Consider the following 16,739-nt stretch of genomic DNA (forward strand, 5'->3'; position numbering starts at 1 on the left):
CGCCGTCCAGGCGGCGCGTTCGCGCAAAAAGTCCAGGTAATCGGCCCCGCTCAGGGCGGCACCGCGCTTAATGCGCAGCGCCAAGCGGGGGTCGTAGTCGGCCTCGTGGTCCGCGAGGCGGCGGCGATGCCAGGCCCAGCTCTCGGCCCCTGCGAAGCCGCCGTGCAACTGCAGTGGCGCTATGTCGGCGAGGGCGGCGATGTCGACGGTTTCGATGTGCGCGCTGGCGCGCGACAGGCAGGCCAGTGCCTGATCGAACGCGTGGGCGACCGCGGGATCGAGTTCGTCCTGCATCATGGTGCGGGCCACCGCGAAGCGCGTCGCTGACAGCGGGCGCCCCGCCAATTCGACACAACGGTCGGCCAGCACCTCGTGCATCAACACCGCGTCGCGCACCGAGTGCGTGATGGCGCGCACCGTGTCGAGCGTGGTCGACAGCGGCACGACGCCCGCGGTCGGGGTCAGACGCGCGGTGTTCTTCTTGAATCCGACCAGGCCTTGCAGTGCGGCGGGAATACGGATCGAGCCGCCCGTGTCGGAGCCGAGCGCGGCCCAGGCCGCCCTCGCGGCCACCGAGACCGTGGCGCCGGAACTGGGGCCGCCGGGAATGCGCGGCACGCCGGGGTCGAGCAGGGCCATCGGCACGTTAAGCGGTGTGGCGTGGTGCGGATTGAGCCCCACGCCCGAGAACGCGAATTCGGTCATGTGGGTGCGCCCGATCAGCGCGGCTCCCGCTGCCCGCCGCCTTGCGACGGCGGAGGCGTCGCGCCGAGCGGCTGGCTCCGAGGCCAACGCGCGCGAGCCGGCGGTCGTCACCTGGCCAGCAATGTCGAACAGATCCTTGACGCTGATGGCCAGTCCGGCCAGCGGCGGCAAGGGGGCGCCAGCGGATCGGGCTGCGTCGACGGCCGCGGCGGTACTTTTTCCAAGGTTCGCGTCGAGGCGGAGAAACGCATGGCGTCCCGTTGGACCCGTCGCGTGCGCGAGCGATAACGCCATCTCGGCATCGGCGGAGGTTTCGCCGGCAAGCATCGCGCCTCGGCGACCGATCAGGTCATGGGTCATCGGCGTGATAAAGTCCGTGGGTTTTTCCGGGCACGCCGCCGCTCTAAATTGCAGCTTGCAATCGGAGCTCGCAATCAGGGTCACGCGGCGGTCTTCAAAAGCAATTTGCAAATCGCAAACCCGGCCGCCAAAAGGTGTTGCAAGTTCTTGCAATTCTGGTCGGATTTTAGACACAACCTTTGGAGTTCTCATGACCCTCACGATGCGTGAAATGCTGGAAGCCGGCGTCCATTTTGGACACCAGACCCGCTTCTGGAACCCGAAAATGGCCCCGTTCATCTTCGGCCACCGCAACAAAATTCACATCATCAACCTCGAGAAGACGCTGCCGCTCTTCAACGAGGCGATGAAGTTCACGCGCTCGCTGGCCGCCAAGCGGGGCACGATCCTGATGGTGGGCACCAAACGACAGGCGCGCGAAGTGGTGGCGCAGGAAGCCAAGCGCTCCGGCATGCCCTACGTCGACCAGCGCTGGCTCGGCGGCATGCTCACCAACTTCAAGACGGTCAAGGGATCGCTGAAGAAGTTGAAGGAGATGCAGGCCCAAAAGGACGCCGGGCTCGAAGCCATGAGCAAGAAGGAAGGTCTGCTGTTCGAGCGCGCGATCGCCAAGCTGGAGCGGGACATCGGCGGCATCCAGGACATGAGCGCGTTGCCCGACGCGCTGTTCGTCATCGACGTGGGCTATCACAAGATCGCGATTGCCGAAGCGCAGAAGCTTGGCATTCCGTTGATCGGCGTGGTCGATTCGAACCACTCGCCCGAAGGCATTGACTACGTCATTCCGGGCAACGACGACTCGGCCAAGGCGGTGGCGCTCTATGCGCGTGCGGTCGCCGACGCGGTGCTCGAGGGCAAGGCCAATGCGGTGAGCGACGTGGTCCAGGCGGCCCAGAGCAGCGACGAGTTCGTGGAAGTGAGCGACGCGGCCTGAGCCTCGGCTCGCGCGCACCACGCGCACTCATGAAGGGGCTGATTCAGCCCCTTTTTTCCAAGATTTTGATAATTCTCGAACGGAGAACGCAATGCCCGCAATCACCGCCAGCATGGTCGCCGAACTGCGCGCCAAGACCGACGCGCCGATGATGGAGTGCAAGAAGGCCCTGACCGAAGCGGCAGGCGATATGGACAAGGCCGAGGAGTTGCTGCGCGTGAAGCTGGGCAGCAAGGCCAGCAAGGCCGCCTCGCGCGTGACGGCCGAAGGCATCGTCGCCGCCTTCATCGACGGCAGCGGTGCCAGCAAAGCGGGCGCACTGATCGAACTCAACTGCGAGACCGATTTCGTTTCGAAGAACGACGATTTCCTCGCGTTCGGCAAGGCATTGGCCGAAATGGTCGCCAAGCAGGCGCCGGCCGACGTGATGGCGCTCGCTGCCCTCACGATCGACGGCGTGACGGTAGACGCCAGGCGCTCGGCGCTCATCGGCAAGATCGGCGAGAACTTGACGATCCGCCGCTTCAAGCGTTTTGCCGGCGACGCCAAGCTCGTGAGTTACCTGCACGGCACGCGCATCGGCGTGATGGTCGAGTACGTCGGCGACGACGTCGCGGCCAAGGACGTCGCCATGCATGTGGCCGCCATGAAGCCGGTGTCGCTGTCGTCCGCCGAAGTGCCGGCCGACTTGATCGAGAAGGAGCGCAACGTCGCCGCCGGCAAGGCCGCCGAGGACGCCAAGACCGCCGAGCTTGCCGGCAAGCCCGCGCAGTCGGCCGAGATCGTGGCCCGGCGCATCGAGGGGTCGGTGCAGAAGTTCCTGAAAGAGGTCTCGCTCTACAACCAGACCTTCGTGAAGAACGACAAGCAGACCGTCGCACAAATGCTCGAGGCCGCGAACACCACGATCAAGGGCTTCACCATGTTCGTGATGGGCCAGGGCATCGAGAAGAAGACCGACGATTTCGCGGCCGAGGTGGCTGCGCAGGTCGCCGCCGCCAAGGCGCAATAAGGCTGTCGGCCCACCCCGGCGGACTCACGAGGCCCGCCGGGGCATCCCCTAAACTGTCGCCCACCCGCTCCGAGGAGACCCCTGCATGCCGGCGTACAAGCGCATTCTGCTCAAGCTCTCCGGCGAGGCGCTGATGGGCGACGACGCTTACGGCATCAACCGCGCGACGATCGTTCGCATGGTTCGCGAAGTGCAGGAGGTCACGCAACTAGGCTGCGAGGTGGCTGTGGTGATCGGCGGCGGCAACATCTTTCGCGGTGTGGCGGGCGGCTCGGTCGGCATGGACCGCGCGACCGCCGACTACATGGGCATGCTGGCCACGGTGATGAACGCGCTGGCGCTGGCCGACACCATGCGCCAGGAAGGCATGACGGCGCGAGTGATGTCGGCCATCGGCATCGAGCAGGTGGTCGAGCCCTATGTGCGGCCCAAGGCGCTGCAGTACCTCGAAGAAGGCAAGGTCGTCATCTTCGCCGCCGGCACCGGCAATCCTTTCTTCACCACCGACACGGCGGCCGCACTCCGCGGCGCCGAGATCGGTGCCGAAATCGTTCTCAAGGCCACCAAGGTCGACGGCGTCTACAGCGCCGACCCGAAGAAAGACCCCGGGGCCACGCGCTACACCAACATCAGCTTCGACGAGGCAATCAGCAAGAATTTGCAGGTGCTCGATGCCACCGCCTTCGCGCTGTGCCGCGACCAGAAACTGCCGATCAGGGTGTTTTCTATCCTCAAGCCCGGCGCGCTCAAGCGCGTGGTGATGGGCCAGGACGAAGGCACGCTGGTGCATGTCTGATGACTCGCTCCAGGAACACGCCATGAGCATTGCAGACATCAAGAAAACACTCGAGCAAAAGACGGCTCGCTCGATCGAGGCCTTCAAGGGCGAGTTGCAGAAAATCCGCACTGGCCGTGCGCACCCGGGCATCCTCGACCAGGTTCACGTCGAGTACTACGGCCAAATGGTGTCGATCAGCCAGGTGGCCAACGTATCGCTGCTGGATGCGCGCACGATCAGCGTGCAGCCGTGGGAAAAGGCGATGGCGCCCAAGATCGAGAAGGCCATTCGCGAGTCCGAACTCGGGCTCAACCCGGCGTCGTTGGGCGACCTGCTGCGTGTGCCGATGCCCGCACTCACCGAAGAGCGGCGCAAGGACCTGACCAAGGTGGTGCGCAACGAAGGTGAGGATGCCAGGGTGGCGGTGCGCAACCTCCGGCGCGACGCCAACGAGCAGGTCAAGCGCCTGCTCAAGGACAAGCAGATCGGCGAGGACGACGAGCGCCGCGCACAAGACGACGTGCAAAGGCTCATTGACCGCACCATCGCCGAGATCGATCGTCTGGTTCACGGCAAGGAAGCCGAGATCCTGGCGGTTTGAGCAGCCTCACACTCCGCCGACCGTGACTGCGCTCGACACCGCCGTGATCCCGCGCCATGTGGCCATCGTGATGGATGGCAACGGCCGCTGGGCCAACAAGCGCTTCATGCCGCGTTTCGTGGGCCACAAGCGGGGCGTCGACGCGCTGGTGCGGACCGTCAAGGCATGCGCCGACCGCGGCATCGAGTACGTCACGGTGTTCGCGTTCTCGAGCGAAAACTGGAAGCGTCCCGAGGAAGAGGTGTCGGGCCTGATGGGGCTGGTGCTGGTGGCCGTGTCCAAGTACCTCGGCAAGCTGGCCAACGAGGGCGTGCGCATTCGCATCGTCGGCGATCGCGAGGCGGTGTCCGACAAGGTACGCGAGGCATGGCGTGAGGCCGAGCAACGCACCGCGCACAACGATCGCATCACCTTGTCGGTGGCCTTTAACTACGGCGGCCGCTGGGACGTGCTGCAGGCCTGCCGCCGCGCCATCGTCGAGGGCGTCGCCGCCGAGCAATTGACCGAGGCCCGCTTGTCGCAATACATGGCGCTCAGTCATGCGCCTGACCCCGATTTGTTCATCCGCACCGGCGGTGAGGTGCGTATCTCCAACTTCCTGCTCTGGCAGGTGGCTTATTCGGAGCTGCATTTCACCGAATGCCTCTGGCCCGACTTCGACGAGGCCGAGCTCGACGCCGCGCTGGCCACCTACCGCGCGCGCGACCGGCGCTTCGGCGGCGTCAAGCCCGCTGCCACGACGATGGCAGTCGCTGCATTGCCCGTCAGCTGATTGCGGTGCCGCTCGATGCTCAAGCAACGCATCATCACCGCCGCGCTGTTGTTGGCGGTGCTACTGCCGGCCCTGTTCGCATCGCCGACGTGGCCCTTTGCCTTGCTCTCGCTGTTGCTCATTGGCGCAGCCGCGTGGGAGTGGGGCCGGCTCAACGGACTGTCGTTCAAGTCGGCAGTCGGCCTGGGGGTCTTGGTTTCGTTGGCGGGCGTGGGCGCCTGGGCGCTCGGCGTCACGCAGGCGGGTGCCACCCCGGTCATGCTGTGGTGGCTCGCGGCGCCGGTCTGGGTGCTCGGTGGTGCTGGCGTGCTGCGCCTGGGTGTGGCGCGTTGGCCGGCACTTCCCCGCTGGCTGCGCGTGTTGCTCGGCATCGCGCTGCTCGCGCTGGCGTGGCTGGCCTTGGCGCAGGCCAAGGCGGTGGGCGTCAACTTCCTGCTGTCGGTGCTGGCGCTGGTCTGGGCCGCCGACATCGCGGCTTACTTCGGCGGTCGGGCCTTCGGCAAGTGCAAGCTGGCGCCGGCCATCAGCCCTGGCAAGAGCTGGGAGGGTGTGTGGAGCGGCATGGCGGGCGTGTTGTTGCTCGCGCTGGCCTGGATCGCCTTCGACCGCCTCACGGCGCAAGGCGTGCCGAGCATTTTCAGCACGCTGCAGTCACGTCTTGGCACGTCGGCGATGATCGTCGCGCTGCTCTTCCTTGCCGCGGTGAGCGTCGTCGGTGACTTGTTCGAGTCGCTCGTCAAGCGCAGTGCGGGGGCCAAGGACTCGAGCGGCCTCTTGCCTGGCCACGGTGGCGTGCTCGACCGCATTGACGCCATGCTGCCGGTATTTCCGCTCGCGTTGGCACTTTGTTCCCTGTGAGGTGATCGCGTGACCATGAAACAGCGTGTGTGCGTGCTCGGCGCCACCGGCTCGATCGGCGTCAACACGCTCGACGTGATCGCGCGCCATCCCGGTCGCTACGAAGTCTTTGCGCTCAGTGCGCACAGCCGCGTCGAGGAATTGCTGGCGCAGTGCCGCCGCTTCAAACCGCGCTACGCGGTGTTGACGCAATCGGGCGCCGCCCGGCAATTGCGCGAGCAGCTGGGCAACAGTGCGACCGTGGTGCTCGATGGCGAGGCGGCGTTGGCCGAGATCGCCGCGCATCCCGAGGTCGACGTGGTGATGGCCGCGATCGTCGGCGCCGTTGGCCTGGCGCCGTGCCTGGCCGCGGCGCGCGCTGGCAAGCGGCTGCTGCTGGCCAACAAGGAGGCGCTGGTCGTCGGCGGGTCGCTTTTCATGCAGGCCGCCCGGGACGGCGGCGCGACCTTGCTGCCGATCGACAGCGAGCATTCGGCGATCTTCCAGTGCCTGCCCGAAGACCCGCGGCGCTGGCCAGCGGTCATCGATCGCATCGTGCTCACCGCTTCGGGCGGGCCGTTTCGCACGCGCGAGCCGGGCACGTTGCGCGACGCCACGCCGGACGAGGCCTGCGCGCACCCGAACTGGGTGATGGGTCGCAAGATATCGGTTGATTCGGCCACCATGATGAACAAGGCGCTCGAGGTCATCGAGGCACGCTGGCTTTTCGACCTCGTGCCCGAGCAGATCGAAGTCGTGCTGCACCCTCAGAGCATCATTCATTCGATGGTGGTCTGCCGCGATCATTCGGTGCTCGCGCAGCTCGGCACGCCCGACATGCGCGTGCCGATCGCCTATGGGCTGGCCTGGCCGGAGCGCATCGACTGCGGTGCCGAGCGGCTCGACTTCACGTGCCTGGGTGCGCTGACCTTCGAGCCGGCCGACGCTCGGCGGTTTCCGGGTTTGCAGCTGGCCTGGGAAGCCTTGCGCGGACCCGACGGCAGCACGGCGGTGCTCAACGCGGCCAACGAAGTCGCGGTTGCCGCGTTCCTGGCGGGAACGATTCGCTTCGACCATATTCACAGCGTCAATGCCCACACCATCGAACGCATGCGCCCGGGGCCAGCCGACACCGGGTCGATCGAGGCGCTCCTGGCCCTCGACCATCAAGCTCGCCGCGTGGCCGAGTCGCGCGTGAGGAGCCTGTCATGACCACCGTGCTCGCGTTCCTTTTCACGCTCGCGCTCCTGATCGTCGTGCATGAGTACGGTCACTACCGCGTTGCGGTCGCATGCGGCGTCAAGGTGCTGCGCTTTTCGGTCGGATTCGGCCGTGTTGTCTGGCGCCGTCAGCGCGGCGAGACCGAGTTCGTGCTGTCGGCGCTGCCGCTGGGCGGCTACGTCAAGATGCTCGACGAGCGCGAAGGGGAGGTCGACCCGGCCGAGCGCGCGCGCGCCTTCAATAACCGGCCGCTCTGGCAACGCTCGGCCATCGTCGCCGCCGGCCCGGTCGCCAATTTGTTGCTCGCGGTGCTTCTGTTCGCGGCCTCGCACTGGGTGGGCGTAGAGGAGCCCAAGGCCGTCATCGGTTCACCCGTGGTCGGCAGCGTGGCCGCGCGCGCCGGCCTCGGGGCCGGCGATTGGGTACAGGCCGTGGTGGACGAAGACGGCGTGGTCGACCCGGTGCGTTCATTGAGCGACCTGAACTCGCAGGTCATTGAAGCGGCGCTGCGCGGCGAATCGCTCACGCTGCGCGTGAGCGATTCGCAAGGCCGCGGATCGCGCGACCTGCGCATGCCGCTTGAAGGCATCGACACGCGCGAGGTCAACGCCGAGCTGATGCGCCGCATCGGCCTGGCCGGCCCCTACAGCGAACCGCTGCTCGGCAAGCTGGTCGCCGGCGGCCCGGCCGAGCGCGCCGGCCTGCACCCGGGCGACCGCGTCCTCGCGGTCGATGCCGTGCCGGTGGTCGACGCCACTCGCTTGCGCGAGATGATCCGCGCCAGCTTGCAAGGGGCCACGGCACGTCCGATGGATTGGCTCGTGCAGCGCGAAGGCGCTCGCCTTGCGTTGACCGTGACGCCAAGCGTCGTCACCGAGCGCGGCCAGAACGTGGCGCGCATCGAGGCTTTCGTCGGCCGCCCGCCCGAAATGGTGCTGGTGCGCTATGGCCCGCTCGATGGCCTGACGCATGCGGCCAAGCGCACATGGGAGGTGTCGGTGCTGAGCTTGCGGATGCTCGGCAAGATGTTGATCGGCGAGGCCTCGCTCAAGAACCTGAGTGGTCCGCTCACGATCGCCGACTATGCCGGCCAAACCGCGCAACTCGGCCTGGCTTATTACCTGGGCTTTCTCGCGCTCGTGAGTGTGAGTCTGGGCGTGCTCAATCTGCTGCCGTTGCCGATGCTCGACGGCGGACACCTCATGTATCATCTTTTCGAAGGAGTGACGGGGCGGCCGGTCTCGGACGTGTGGCTCGATCGGCTGCAACGTGGAGGGCTCGCCATCATGCTCGCCATGATGTCACTCGCCCTCTACAACGATGTGGCCCGCTTGCTGGGCCTTTACTGACCGCATGTCCCCCTTCAGAGCGTCTTCCCCTGCGGCCCGTCCGCGCTCCCCTCGTTCGTTGTCGCGAGTCCTCCGTCCCGCCGTTCTGGCCGCTGCGCTGGCGTCGGTGCTGCATGTGCCGGCGGCCTGGGCGGTCGATCCGTTCACGCTCAAGGACATCCGCGTCGAGGGTCTTCAACGTGCCGACGCCGGCACCATTTTCGGTGCGCTGCCGTTTCGCATCGGCGACACCTACAACGACGAGAAGGGCGCCGCTGCACTGCGCGCGTTGTTCGCCACGGGCCTGTTCAAGGACGTGCGGCTCGAGGTCGATGGCGACGTGGTGGTGGTGGTGGTGGAGGAGCGACCGATCATCCAGACGGTCGAGTTCATCGGTCTGAAGGAATTCGACAAGGACGCGCTCACCAAGTCGCTCAAGGATGTCGGCATCGGCCAAGGCCTGCCGTTCGACAGGGCGCTCGCCGACCGTGCCGAACAGGAGTTGAAGCGCCAGTACCTCACGCGCAGCCTCTACGGCGCCGAGGTCGTCACCACGATCACGCCGGTCGAGCGCAACCGGGTCAATGTGAGCTTCACCGTCACCGAGGGCGAGGTCGCCAAGATCGGCGAGATCCGCGTCACCGGCAACAAGGTTTTCTCCGAAGGCACGTTGCTGGGCCAGTTCGAGCTGACGTCGAGCGGCTGGTTGACCTGGTACACCAAGACCGACCGCTACTCGCGCACCAAGCTCAACGCCGATCTCGAGACGCTGCGCGCCTACTACCTCAATCGGGGGTACCTCGAGTTCAACATCGACTCGACGCAGGTTGCGATCTCGCCCGACAAGCAGCGCATTTCGATCAACATCAACGTCACCGAAGGCCAGCCCTACACGGTCACGGGCATCAAGCTCGAGGGCGACTTTCTCGGCAAGGAGGACGAGTTCAAGTCGCTTGTCGTGATCAAGCCCGGCGAGGCCTACCGCGCCGAGACGGTGGCCGAGACGACGCGACGCTTCACCGAGTTCTATGGCAACTTTGGCTATGCGTTTGCACGCGTGGAGCCGCGCACCGAGATCGACCGCGCCACCGGTCGCGTGGAGATCGTGTTGGTCGGCGATCCGAGCCGGCGCGTCTACGTGCGCCGCGTCAACGTGGCGGGCAACACGCGCACCCGCGACGAGGTGGTGCGCCGAGAATTCCGTCAGTTCGAGTCGTCCTGGTACGACGGGCGCCGCATCAAGCTCTCACGCGACCGGGTCGACCGCCTGGGCTACTTCAGCGAAGTCAACGTCGACACCGCCGAGGTGCCGGGCGCGCTAGACCAGGTCGACATCACCGCCGAGGTGAAGGAAAAGCCCACCGGCAACTTGCAGCTCGGCGCGGGTTTTTCCAGCGCCGACAAGCTGTCGCTCACCTTCGGCATTCGCCAGGACAACATCTTCGGCAGCGGCAACTACCTGGGGTTCGAGGTCAACACCAGCCGCTTCAACCGCAACTTCGTCATCAGCACCGTCGACCCCTACTTCACCATCGACGGCATCTCGCGTGCCATCGACCTCTTCTACCGCACCAGCAAGCCGATCAACAGCCAAGGCGAGCAATACACGCTCGTCACGCCGGGCATGGCGATCCGCTTCGGCGTGCCGTTCTCCGAGTTCGACACGGTGTTCTTCGGCGTCGGCTGGGAGCGCACCGAGATCCGTGCCGGCGCATCGATTCCGAACAACTACTTCCTCTACCGCGAAGCCTTTGGCGACAGGAGCGACAGCCTGCCGCTCACGGTCGGCTGGCAGCGCGATGGCCGCGACAGCGCCCTCGTGCCCAACAAGGGGCGCTACCAGCGGCTTTCCGCCGAATGGAGCGTGGCGCTCGACACGCGCTACCTGCGCGCCAACTACCAGTTCCAGCAGTGGGTTCCGCTGTCCAAGCGCTTCACACTCGGCCTGAACGCCGAGGCCGGCTACGGCAAGGGCTTTGGTGGCAGGCCGTACCCGATCTTCAAGAACTTCTACGGCGGCGGTCTTGGCTCGGTGCGCGGCTTCGACCAGGGCTCGCTCGGACCGGTCGACGTGACCGGCGCCTACATCGGTGGAAATCGGCGCCTGAACCTCAATGCCGAGTTCTACGTGCCGGTGCCGGGCTCTGGCAACGACCGCACGCTGCGCCTGTTCGGCTATCTCGATGCGGGCAACGTGTGGGGAGAGAACGAGAAACTCAGCTTCAACGAGCTGCGCTCCGCGGCGGGCGTCGGCTTGAGCTGGGTATCGCCGGTCGGGCCTTTGAAACTCAGCTACGGATCACCGTTGAAAAAATTCTCGCAGGATAGAATTCAACGCTTCCAATTCCAGATCGGGACCGCGTTCTGATGAAGACCTTTTCCCTGAATTCGATGCTCGTTGCTGCCGTTTTGGCAGCAAACGTCACAGCGGCCCCGGCCCAGGAATTGAAGATCGGCTACGTGAACAGCGAGCGCGTTTTGCGCGACGCCGCGCCGGCCAAGGCGGCGCAGGCCAAGCTGGAGTCCGAGTTCTCCAAGCGCGAAAAGGAACTCGCCGACACCGCGGCGCGCGTCAAGTCGGCGTCCGACAAACTCGAAAAAGAAGCGCCGACCCTTGCCGAAAGCGAACGCGGACGCCGCCAGCGCGAGCTGGTCGAGCAAGACCGCGAGTTCCAGCGCAAGCGTCGCGAGTTCCAGGAAGACCTTAACCAGCGCAAGAACGAAGAGCTGTCCGGCGTGGTCGAGCGCGCCAACCGCGTGATCAAGCAGATCTTCGAGACCGAGAAGTACGACGTCATCCTCCAGGAAGCGGTGTTCGCCGGTCCGCGCGTCGACATCACCGACAAGGTGATCAAGGCGCTCAACAGCGCCAAGTGACATGACGACCGTTCGGCCGCGCGGTGACTGAGCACGCGGTCGCCCTTGGCGAGATCGTCGCTGCACTGGGCGGCGACCTGGTTGGTGAGCGTGCCCACGCGCGGCAGGTCACCCGCATCGGCCCCCTCGAAGACGCCACGGCGTCGACCATTTCCTTTCTCGCCAACCCGCGCTATCGGGCCCAGCTCGCAAGCACCTCGGCTGGCTGCGTCATCGTCGCGCCGGCCCTTGGTGAAGAGGCGGCGGCGCGCGGCGCGGCGATCGTCACACCCGACCCTTACCTTTACTTTGCCCGGCTGACACAGTGGTGGGCCGCGCGCGTGCGACCGGGCGCCGTGCCAGGTTTGCACGTGAGCGCCGTGGTCGATCCAGCGGCATGCATCGGCCTCGGCGCGAGCATCGGAGCGCTGTCCGTCATCGAAGCGGGCGCGCGGATCGGTGATGGCGCGGTGATCGGCGCGCAGTGCTTCGTTGGTCGCGACGCGCGCATCGGCGCCGGCACGCGGCTGCATCCGCGCGTCACCTTCGGTTTTGAATGCACGATCGGCATGCGCGGCATCGTTCACAGCGGCGCCGTCATCGGCGCCGACGGTTTTGGTTTCGCGCCGACGCGTGAGCTGGGCTACGTGAAGATCGAGCAGCTCGGCGCAGTGCGCATTGGCGACGACGTCGAGATCGGCGCCAACACCTGCATCGACCGCGGCACCTTGGGCGACACCGTGGTCGGTGATGGCGTGAAGCTCGACAACCTGATCCAGATCGCGCACAACGTGCGCATCGGACGTGGCACGGCCATGGCGGGTTGCTCTGCCGTGGCGGGCAGCACGCGCATCGGCGAGCGCTGCACCATCGGCGGCGGCGCCGGCATCCTGGGGCACCTAACGCTCGCCGACGACGTGCATATCTCGGCGCAAAGCACTGTCAGCCGCTCGATTGCCAAGCCGGGCGTGTACACCGGCTTCTTTCCGCTCGACGACAATCGCGCCTGGGAAAAAAACGCGGTCACCTTGCGCCAGCTCCATGCGCTGCGCGAGCGGGTGAGGCAGTTGGAGCGAGCGGCTCGAGCGGGCCAAGCGCCCTCGGTTACGCAACAAGAACAAGAACCGCAGCCACCCGGCCGCGACACGACACCATGATGGACATCCACCAGATCCTCGAGAAGTTGCCCCACCGTTATCCGATCCTGCTGGTCGATCGCGTGCTGGAGATCGAACCCGGCAAGCGCATCAAGGCGCTCAAGAACGTGTCGATCAACGAGCCTTATTTCGTGGGCCATTTCCCGCACCGCCCGGTGATGCCGGGCGTGCTGATGCTCGAGGCGCTCGCGCAGGCCGCCGCGCTGCTGAGCTTTTCGGACGACACGCTGCGCAGCAGCAAGAACTCGGTCATCTATTTCGTTGGGATCGACGGCGCCCGGTTCAAACGGCCGGTCGAACCCGGCGACCAGCTCATCCTCGAAGTCGAGGTGGATCGCATCAAGTCCGGCATTCACAAGTTCAAAGCGCGCGCCAAGGTAGGTGACGCACTCGCGTGCGAGGCGCAGCTCATGTGCACGATGCGCAGCATCGCCTGATGCGCAAGAACGGGCAATGAGCGCGGCCCTCGTTCACCCGAGTGCGATCGTCGATCCGGGCGCCCGGCTCGGCGCGGGTGTGCAGGTCGGGCCTTATGCGGTGATCGGCGCGCAGGTGGTGATCGGCGAGAACACGACGGTCGGCGCGCATTGCGTCATCGAGGGCCACACCACGATCGGTCGCGACAACCGCATCTGGCAGTTCTGCTCCATCGGGGCGGCGCCGCAGGACATGAAGTACGCGGGCGAGCCGACGCGGCTCGAGATCGGCGAGCGCAACACCATCCGCGAGTTCTGCACCTTCAATCGCGGCACCGCGCAGGACGGCGGCGTGACGCGCGTGGGCGACGACAACTGGGTCATGGCCTACGTTCACGTCGCGCACGACGTGCAGCTCGGCAACCGCTGCATCCTTGCCAACAACGCCACGCTCGCAGGCCACGTGCAGGTGGGCGATTGGGTGATCGTCGGCGGCCTCACCGGCGTCCACCAGTTCGTGAAGATCGGCGCGCACGCGATGGCGGGTTTTCAAACGGCGCTGTCGCAGGACGTGCCGCCTTTCATGATGGTCGACGGCAATCCGGCCAAGGTGCATGGCTTCAATATCGAAGGCCTGCGGCGACGCGGCTTCTCCGCCGAGCGCATCGCACAGGTCAAGCAGATCCACCGCTTGCTCTACCGCAATGGCCTGACCCTGGAGCAGGCCAAGGCCGAAATCGGCACGCTGGGGGCGTTGATGCCGGCCGGCGACGAGCGAGCGGCCGACGTGCAGGCCATGCTCGACTTCCTCGGTGCTTCGCGCCGCGGCATCGTCCGCTAGCGCGGCGCCTGCTTGTGCATACGCAAATGCGACTCGGCATGGTCGCCGGCGAGGCGTCGGGAGACTTGCTCGCCGCGTTGTTGATGGGCGGCTTGAAGTCGCGCTGGCCCGCGCTGCAGGCCGCCGGCATCGGCGGGCCGCGCATGGCGGCCGAGGGCTTCGACGCCTGGTGGCCGAGCGAGCGGCTGGCGGTGCATGGCTACGCCGAAGCCTTGAAGGTCTATCGCCAACTCGTGGCGTTGCGCCGCGAACTCGGCGACCGTTTGCTGGCCGAACGGCCGGCGGCCTTTATCGGCATCGACGCGCCCGACTTCAACCTTGGCCTGGAAGCGCGGCTCAAGTCGGCGGGCCTGAAGACGGTTCACTTTGTCTGCCCTTCGATCTGGGCCTGGCGCGGTGGGCGCGCGGGCAAGCTCGCCGCCTCGGCCGACCATGTGCTGTGCGTGTTCCCGTTCGAGCCCGCCTTGCTCGCCAGGGCGGGTGTGTCCGCGAGCTATGTGGGCCATCCGCTGGCCGACGCCATACCGCTCGAGCCACCGCGGGCGGCGGCGCGCGCTGCCCTCGGCCTGGGCGAGCGCGACGTGGTCGTGGCGGTGTTGCCAGGCTCGCGCCGCGGCGAGGTGCGGCACATCGCGCCCGCCTTCGTGCGCGCCGCGCAGCGCCTGGTGGCGGCGCGGCCGGACGTGCGCTGCGTGCTCTCGGTCGCGCCCGGCTTGCGAGCGGCCATCGAGCAAGTCGTGGCCGAGGCCGGCGCGCACGATGCGGTGCGGCTCGTCGATGGTCGTTCGCACGAGGTGCTCGCGGCCAGCGACGTGGTGATGGTCGCCAGCGGAACGGCCACGCTCGAGGCGGCGCTGTTCAAACGCCCGATGGTCGTGGGCTACCGCATGGCGTGGCTCTCCTGGCAGATCATGAGTCGCATGCGCTACCAGCCCTGGGTCGCGCTGCCCAATGTGCTGGCCGGTGAGTTCGTGGTGCCCGAGTTGCTGCAGGACGCTCTCACGCCCGAGGCCTTGGCCGCCGAGGTGCTGCGCTGGCTCGACGACCGACCGGGGGCGGAGCGCATTGCGCACCGATTTCACGCGCTTCACCTGAGCCTCGAGCGCGACACCGCGCGCGCTGCCACCGAGGCCATCGCGCGGCTCATCGATGCCTGAGCCACGCCGCCGCAGGCCGAGCTTGCCGGAGCAACTCGGCTTGTGCTGGGACGTGCCCGGCTTGATGGCCGGGGTGGACGAAGCCGGGCGCGGCCCGCTTGCCGGCCCGGTGATCGCCGCCGCGGTGATCCTCGACGACGCCGTGTGCATCCGCGGCCTGGCCGACTCCAAGGTGCTGAGCCCTGCCACGCGCGAGCGTCTGTACGACGAGATTCGCGCCAAGGCGCTGTGCTGCAGCGTCGGCGAGGCCAGCGTCGAAGAGATCGACCGGCTCAACATCCTGCAGGCTACCTTGCTGGCCATGCGGCGCGCGGTCGACGGCTTGCGCCTGGTGCCGGCCCGGGTGCTGATCGACGGCAACCGGCTGCCGGTGTTGCGCATGCCGGCCCAGGCCATCGTCGGTGGCGACGCCTTCGTGCAGGCGATCTCGGCGGCGTCGATCATCGCCAAGGTGCACCGCGACCGCCTGTGCCTGCAACTCGACGCGCTACATCCGCACTATGGCTTTGCCGAACACAAGGGCTACCCGACGCGTGACCACCTGGCTGCGCTGCGCACCCACGGTGCCTGCGTCGCACATCGCCGCAGTTTCAGGCCGGTGCGCGAGGTGCTCGGCCTGAGCGCCTTCGAGGACGACACGACATGACCAGCGGCCCGCAGACGATCAGCTCGCGCGACAACCCTCTGCTCGCGCGCCTGCGCAAGCTCAAGGACGACCCCGGTGCCTACCGCCGGCTCGGCGAGATCTGGCTCGAAGGCGAGCACCTCTGCACGGCCTGCACCGCGCGCGGGCGGCCGGTGCTGCAGGCGGTTTACAGCGAGTCGGGCTGGGCCAACGCGAAGCTGCGCCCGCTTGCCGTGGCGGCGCCGCGCGTGGCGGTGCTGAGCGACGCGCTGTTCGCCGGCATCAGCGGGCTGGAATCGCCGGCCGGTGTCGGCTACCTCATTGCCGCGAGCGATGCTGCGCGGCTGCAACCGGGCGAGGCCAGCCTCGTGCTCGACCGCCTGCAGGATGCCGGCAACGTCGGCAGCATCCTGCGCAGTGCCGCCGCGTTGGGCGTGCCGCAGGTCATCGCGCTCAAGGGCACCGCGGCGCTGTGGTCGCCCAAGGTGCTGCGCGCCGGCATGGGCGCGCACTTCGCGTTGCGGCTGGTCGAAGGCGCAGCGATCGACGCGCTCGATACGCTGGCGCTGCCGCTGCTGGCCACCAGCTCGCATGCCCAGCGCAGCTTGTTCGAAGGCGCCTTGCCCAGCCCCTGCGCCTGGGTGTTCGGTCATGAAGGGCAGGGCGTCGCGGCGGAGCTGCTGGCGCGCTGTACCGAGACGCGCCGAATTCCGCAGCCGGGCGGCGAAGAGTCGCTCAACGTCGCGGCCGCCGCGGCGATCTGCTGCTACGAATCCTTGCGCCAGCGCCAGACCACCATTGCGTAGATCGCCAGGTTCAGCACGATCACCGCGGCGCCAAGCAGCCATTGCCAATCGCGCGTGAGCGCTGCGGGGTAGATGAGCGACAGCAGGTAATGGTCGATGAAGCCGCCCGCGTAGCCGTGTTCTCCGGCGGCGGCGCGCAACTGGTTTTCCAGCGGCGTGAGCGGGCAGACGGCGCCGCTCAGCTCGACGGTCGCGCCCCAGATCGCGGCCGGCAGGTGCAGCGCAGCAGCGACCGGCCAGCGCAGGCAGAGCAGGCCGCCGAGCACCACGAAGACGATGAAGCCGGCGTGTAACAGCACGACGGCATCGGCCAAGCGCGCCGCGAGCATGTCG

At 67.0% G+C, this 16,739-nt stretch carries 18 protein-coding genes; 16 read left to right on the plus strand and 2 right to left on the minus strand.

Annotated features, from left to right (window positions below; translation table 11 throughout):
- On the minus strand, window positions 1-1,149 hold a 1,149-nt coding region (locus RMO12_RS01020; RefSeq protein WP_309637881.1), incomplete at its 3' end, for an amidase family protein.
- Window positions 1,150-1,255: 106 nt separating this feature from the next.
- Here RMO12_RS01020 and rpsB point away from each other — a divergent pair.
- The 16 genes from rpsB (at window position 1,256) to RMO12_RS01100 (ending at window position 16,406) form a co-directional block, all read left to right on the plus strand.
- Window positions 1,256-1,999, plus strand: coding sequence for a 30S ribosomal protein S2 (gene rpsB / locus RMO12_RS01025; protein WP_309626931.1), 744 nt, complete (start codon window positions 1,256-1,258; stop codon window positions 1,997-1,999).
- 91 nt (window positions 2,000-2,090) lie between these two features.
- The gene (tsf, locus tag RMO12_RS01030; protein ID WP_309637882.1) at window positions 2,091-3,011 is read left to right on the plus strand and encodes a translation elongation factor Ts; all 921 of its coding nucleotides are present in this window, start codon (window positions 2,091-2,093) and stop codon (window positions 3,009-3,011) included.
- Between the two features lie 85 nt (window positions 3,012-3,096).
- A complete protein-coding gene (gene pyrH, locus RMO12_RS01035; RefSeq protein WP_309626933.1) occupies window positions 3,097-3,807 on the plus strand; it encodes a UMP kinase in 711 nt (236 codons plus the stop codon).
- Between the two features lie 22 nt (window positions 3,808-3,829).
- Complete coding sequence (frr, locus tag RMO12_RS01040) at window positions 3,830-4,390, plus strand: ribosome recycling factor (protein ID WP_309626934.1); 561 nt, start codon at window positions 3,830-3,832, stop codon at window positions 4,388-4,390.
- A gap of 22 nt (window positions 4,391-4,412) precedes the next feature.
- Window positions 4,413-5,162, plus strand: a complete 750-nt coding sequence (gene uppS / locus RMO12_RS01045; RefSeq protein ID WP_309626935.1) for a polyprenyl diphosphate synthase — start codon at window positions 4,413-4,415, stop codon at window positions 5,160-5,162.
- Between the two features lie 15 nt (window positions 5,163-5,177).
- Window positions 5,178-6,020: a phosphatidate cytidylyltransferase gene (locus RMO12_RS01050; protein ID WP_309637883.1), complete on the plus strand. Its 843-nt coding sequence runs from the start codon at window positions 5,178-5,180 to the stop codon at window positions 6,018-6,020.
- 15 nt (window positions 6,021-6,035) lie between these two features.
- The gene (locus RMO12_RS01055; RefSeq protein WP_309626937.1) at window positions 6,036-7,211 is read left to right on the plus strand and encodes a 1-deoxy-D-xylulose-5-phosphate reductoisomerase; all 1,176 of its coding nucleotides are present in this window, start codon (window positions 6,036-6,038) and stop codon (window positions 7,209-7,211) included.
- Complete coding sequence (gene rseP, locus RMO12_RS01060; protein ID WP_309626938.1) at window positions 7,208-8,569, plus strand: RIP metalloprotease RseP; 1,362 nt, start codon at window positions 7,208-7,210, stop codon at window positions 8,567-8,569. The genes RMO12_RS01055 and rseP overlap by 4 nt, the downstream gene beginning before the upstream one ends.
- Window positions 8,570-8,573: 4 nt before the next feature.
- On the plus strand, window positions 8,574-10,916 hold the full coding sequence (bamA, locus tag RMO12_RS01065) for an outer membrane protein assembly factor BamA (RefSeq protein ID WP_309626939.1): 2,343 nt from the start codon (window positions 8,574-8,576) through the stop codon (window positions 10,914-10,916).
- Window positions 10,916-11,425 (plus strand): OmpH family outer membrane protein, encoded by a 510-nt coding sequence (locus RMO12_RS01070; protein WP_309626940.1) that lies wholly within the window; start codon window positions 10,916-10,918, stop codon window positions 11,423-11,425. The genes bamA and RMO12_RS01070 overlap by 1 nt, the downstream gene beginning before the upstream one ends.
- A gap of 23 nt (window positions 11,426-11,448) precedes the next feature.
- Window positions 11,449-12,561, plus strand: a complete 1,113-nt coding sequence (gene lpxD / locus RMO12_RS01075) for a UDP-3-O-(3-hydroxymyristoyl)glucosamine N-acyltransferase (RefSeq protein WP_309637884.1) — start codon at window positions 11,449-11,451, stop codon at window positions 12,559-12,561.
- Entirely contained in the window at window positions 12,558-12,998 is a 441-nt protein-coding gene (gene fabZ / locus RMO12_RS01080; RefSeq protein WP_309626720.1) for a 3-hydroxyacyl-ACP dehydratase FabZ, read from the plus strand. The genes lpxD and fabZ overlap by 4 nt, the downstream gene beginning before the upstream one ends.
- A gap of 16 nt (window positions 12,999-13,014) precedes the next feature.
- Window positions 13,015-13,818 carry an acyl-ACP--UDP-N-acetylglucosamine O-acyltransferase gene (gene lpxA / locus RMO12_RS01085; RefSeq protein ID WP_309637885.1) on the plus strand — a complete coding sequence of 268 codons (804 nt, stop codon included), beginning with the start codon at window positions 13,015-13,017 and terminating at the stop codon, window positions 13,816-13,818.
- A 26-nt stretch (window positions 13,819-13,844) separates the two neighbouring features.
- Window positions 13,845-14,975 (plus strand): lipid-A-disaccharide synthase, encoded by a 1,131-nt coding sequence (lpxB, locus tag RMO12_RS01090; RefSeq protein ID WP_309637886.1) that lies wholly within the window; start codon window positions 13,845-13,847, stop codon window positions 14,973-14,975.
- Window positions 14,968-15,621: a ribonuclease HII gene (gene rnhB / locus RMO12_RS01095; RefSeq protein WP_309637887.1), complete on the plus strand. Its 654-nt coding sequence runs from the start codon at window positions 14,968-14,970 to the stop codon at window positions 15,619-15,621. Before lpxB ends, rnhB begins: the two co-directional genes overlap by 8 nt.
- On the plus strand, window positions 15,618-16,406 hold the full coding sequence (locus tag RMO12_RS01100) for an RNA methyltransferase (protein ID WP_309626717.1): 789 nt from the start codon (window positions 15,618-15,620) through the stop codon (window positions 16,404-16,406). Before rnhB ends, RMO12_RS01100 begins: the two co-directional genes overlap by 4 nt.
- Here the strand turns inward: RMO12_RS01100 and RMO12_RS01105 are convergent.
- A complete protein-coding gene (locus RMO12_RS01105) occupies window positions 16,367-16,735 on the minus strand; it encodes a DUF2784 domain-containing protein (RefSeq protein WP_309626722.1) in 369 nt (122 codons plus the stop codon). The two genes, RMO12_RS01100 and RMO12_RS01105, sit on opposite strands and share 40 nt — an antisense overlap.
- Window positions 16,736-16,739: the final 4 nt, after the last annotated feature.

It is taken from the genome of Methylibium sp., from assembly GCF_031393925.1.
GTDB lineage: Bacteria > Pseudomonadota > Gammaproteobacteria > Burkholderiales > Burkholderiaceae_C > Methylibium.

Coding starts and splice junctions, on each gene's coding strand:
- rpsB (WP_309626931.1), top strand. CDS start 1,256: ATGACCCTCACGATGCGTGAAATGCTGGAAGCCGGCGTCCATTTTGGA.
- rseP (WP_309626938.1), top strand. CDS start 7,208: ATGACCACCGTGCTCGCGTTCCTTTTCACGCTCGCGCTCCTGATCGTC.
- lpxB (WP_309637886.1), top strand. CDS start 13,845: ATGCGACTCGGCATGGTCGCCGGCGAGGCGTCGGGAGACTTGCTCGCC.
- RMO12_RS01055 (WP_309626937.1), top strand. CDS start 6,036: ATGAAACAGCGTGTGTGCGTGCTCGGCGCCACCGGCTCGATCGGCGTC.
- bamA (WP_309626939.1), top strand. CDS start 8,574: ATGTCCCCCTTCAGAGCGTCTTCCCCTGCGGCCCGTCCGCGCTCCCCT.
- RMO12_RS01105 (WP_309626722.1), bottom strand. CDS start 16,735: ATGCTCGCGGCGCGCTTGGCCGATGCCGTCGTGCTGTTACACGCCGGC.
- RMO12_RS01050 (WP_309637883.1), top strand. CDS start 5,178: ATGCTCAAGCAACGCATCATCACCGCCGCGCTGTTGTTGGCGGTGCTA.
- RMO12_RS01070 (WP_309626940.1), top strand. CDS start 10,916: ATGAAGACCTTTTCCCTGAATTCGATGCTCGTTGCTGCCGTTTTGGCA.
- frr (WP_309626934.1), top strand. CDS start 3,830: ATGAGCATTGCAGACATCAAGAAAACACTCGAGCAAAAGACGGCTCGC.
- rnhB (WP_309637887.1), top strand. CDS start 14,968: ATGCCTGAGCCACGCCGCCGCAGGCCGAGCTTGCCGGAGCAACTCGGC.
- tsf (WP_309637882.1), top strand. CDS start 2,091: ATGCCCGCAATCACCGCCAGCATGGTCGCCGAACTGCGCGCCAAGACC.
- pyrH (WP_309626933.1), top strand. CDS start 3,097: ATGCCGGCGTACAAGCGCATTCTGCTCAAGCTCTCCGGCGAGGCGCTG.
- lpxA (WP_309637885.1), top strand. CDS start 13,015: ATGAGCGCGGCCCTCGTTCACCCGAGTGCGATCGTCGATCCGGGCGCC.
- fabZ (WP_309626720.1), top strand. CDS start 12,558: ATGATGGACATCCACCAGATCCTCGAGAAGTTGCCCCACCGTTATCCG.
- RMO12_RS01100 (WP_309626717.1), top strand. CDS start 15,618: ATGACCAGCGGCCCGCAGACGATCAGCTCGCGCGACAACCCTCTGCTC.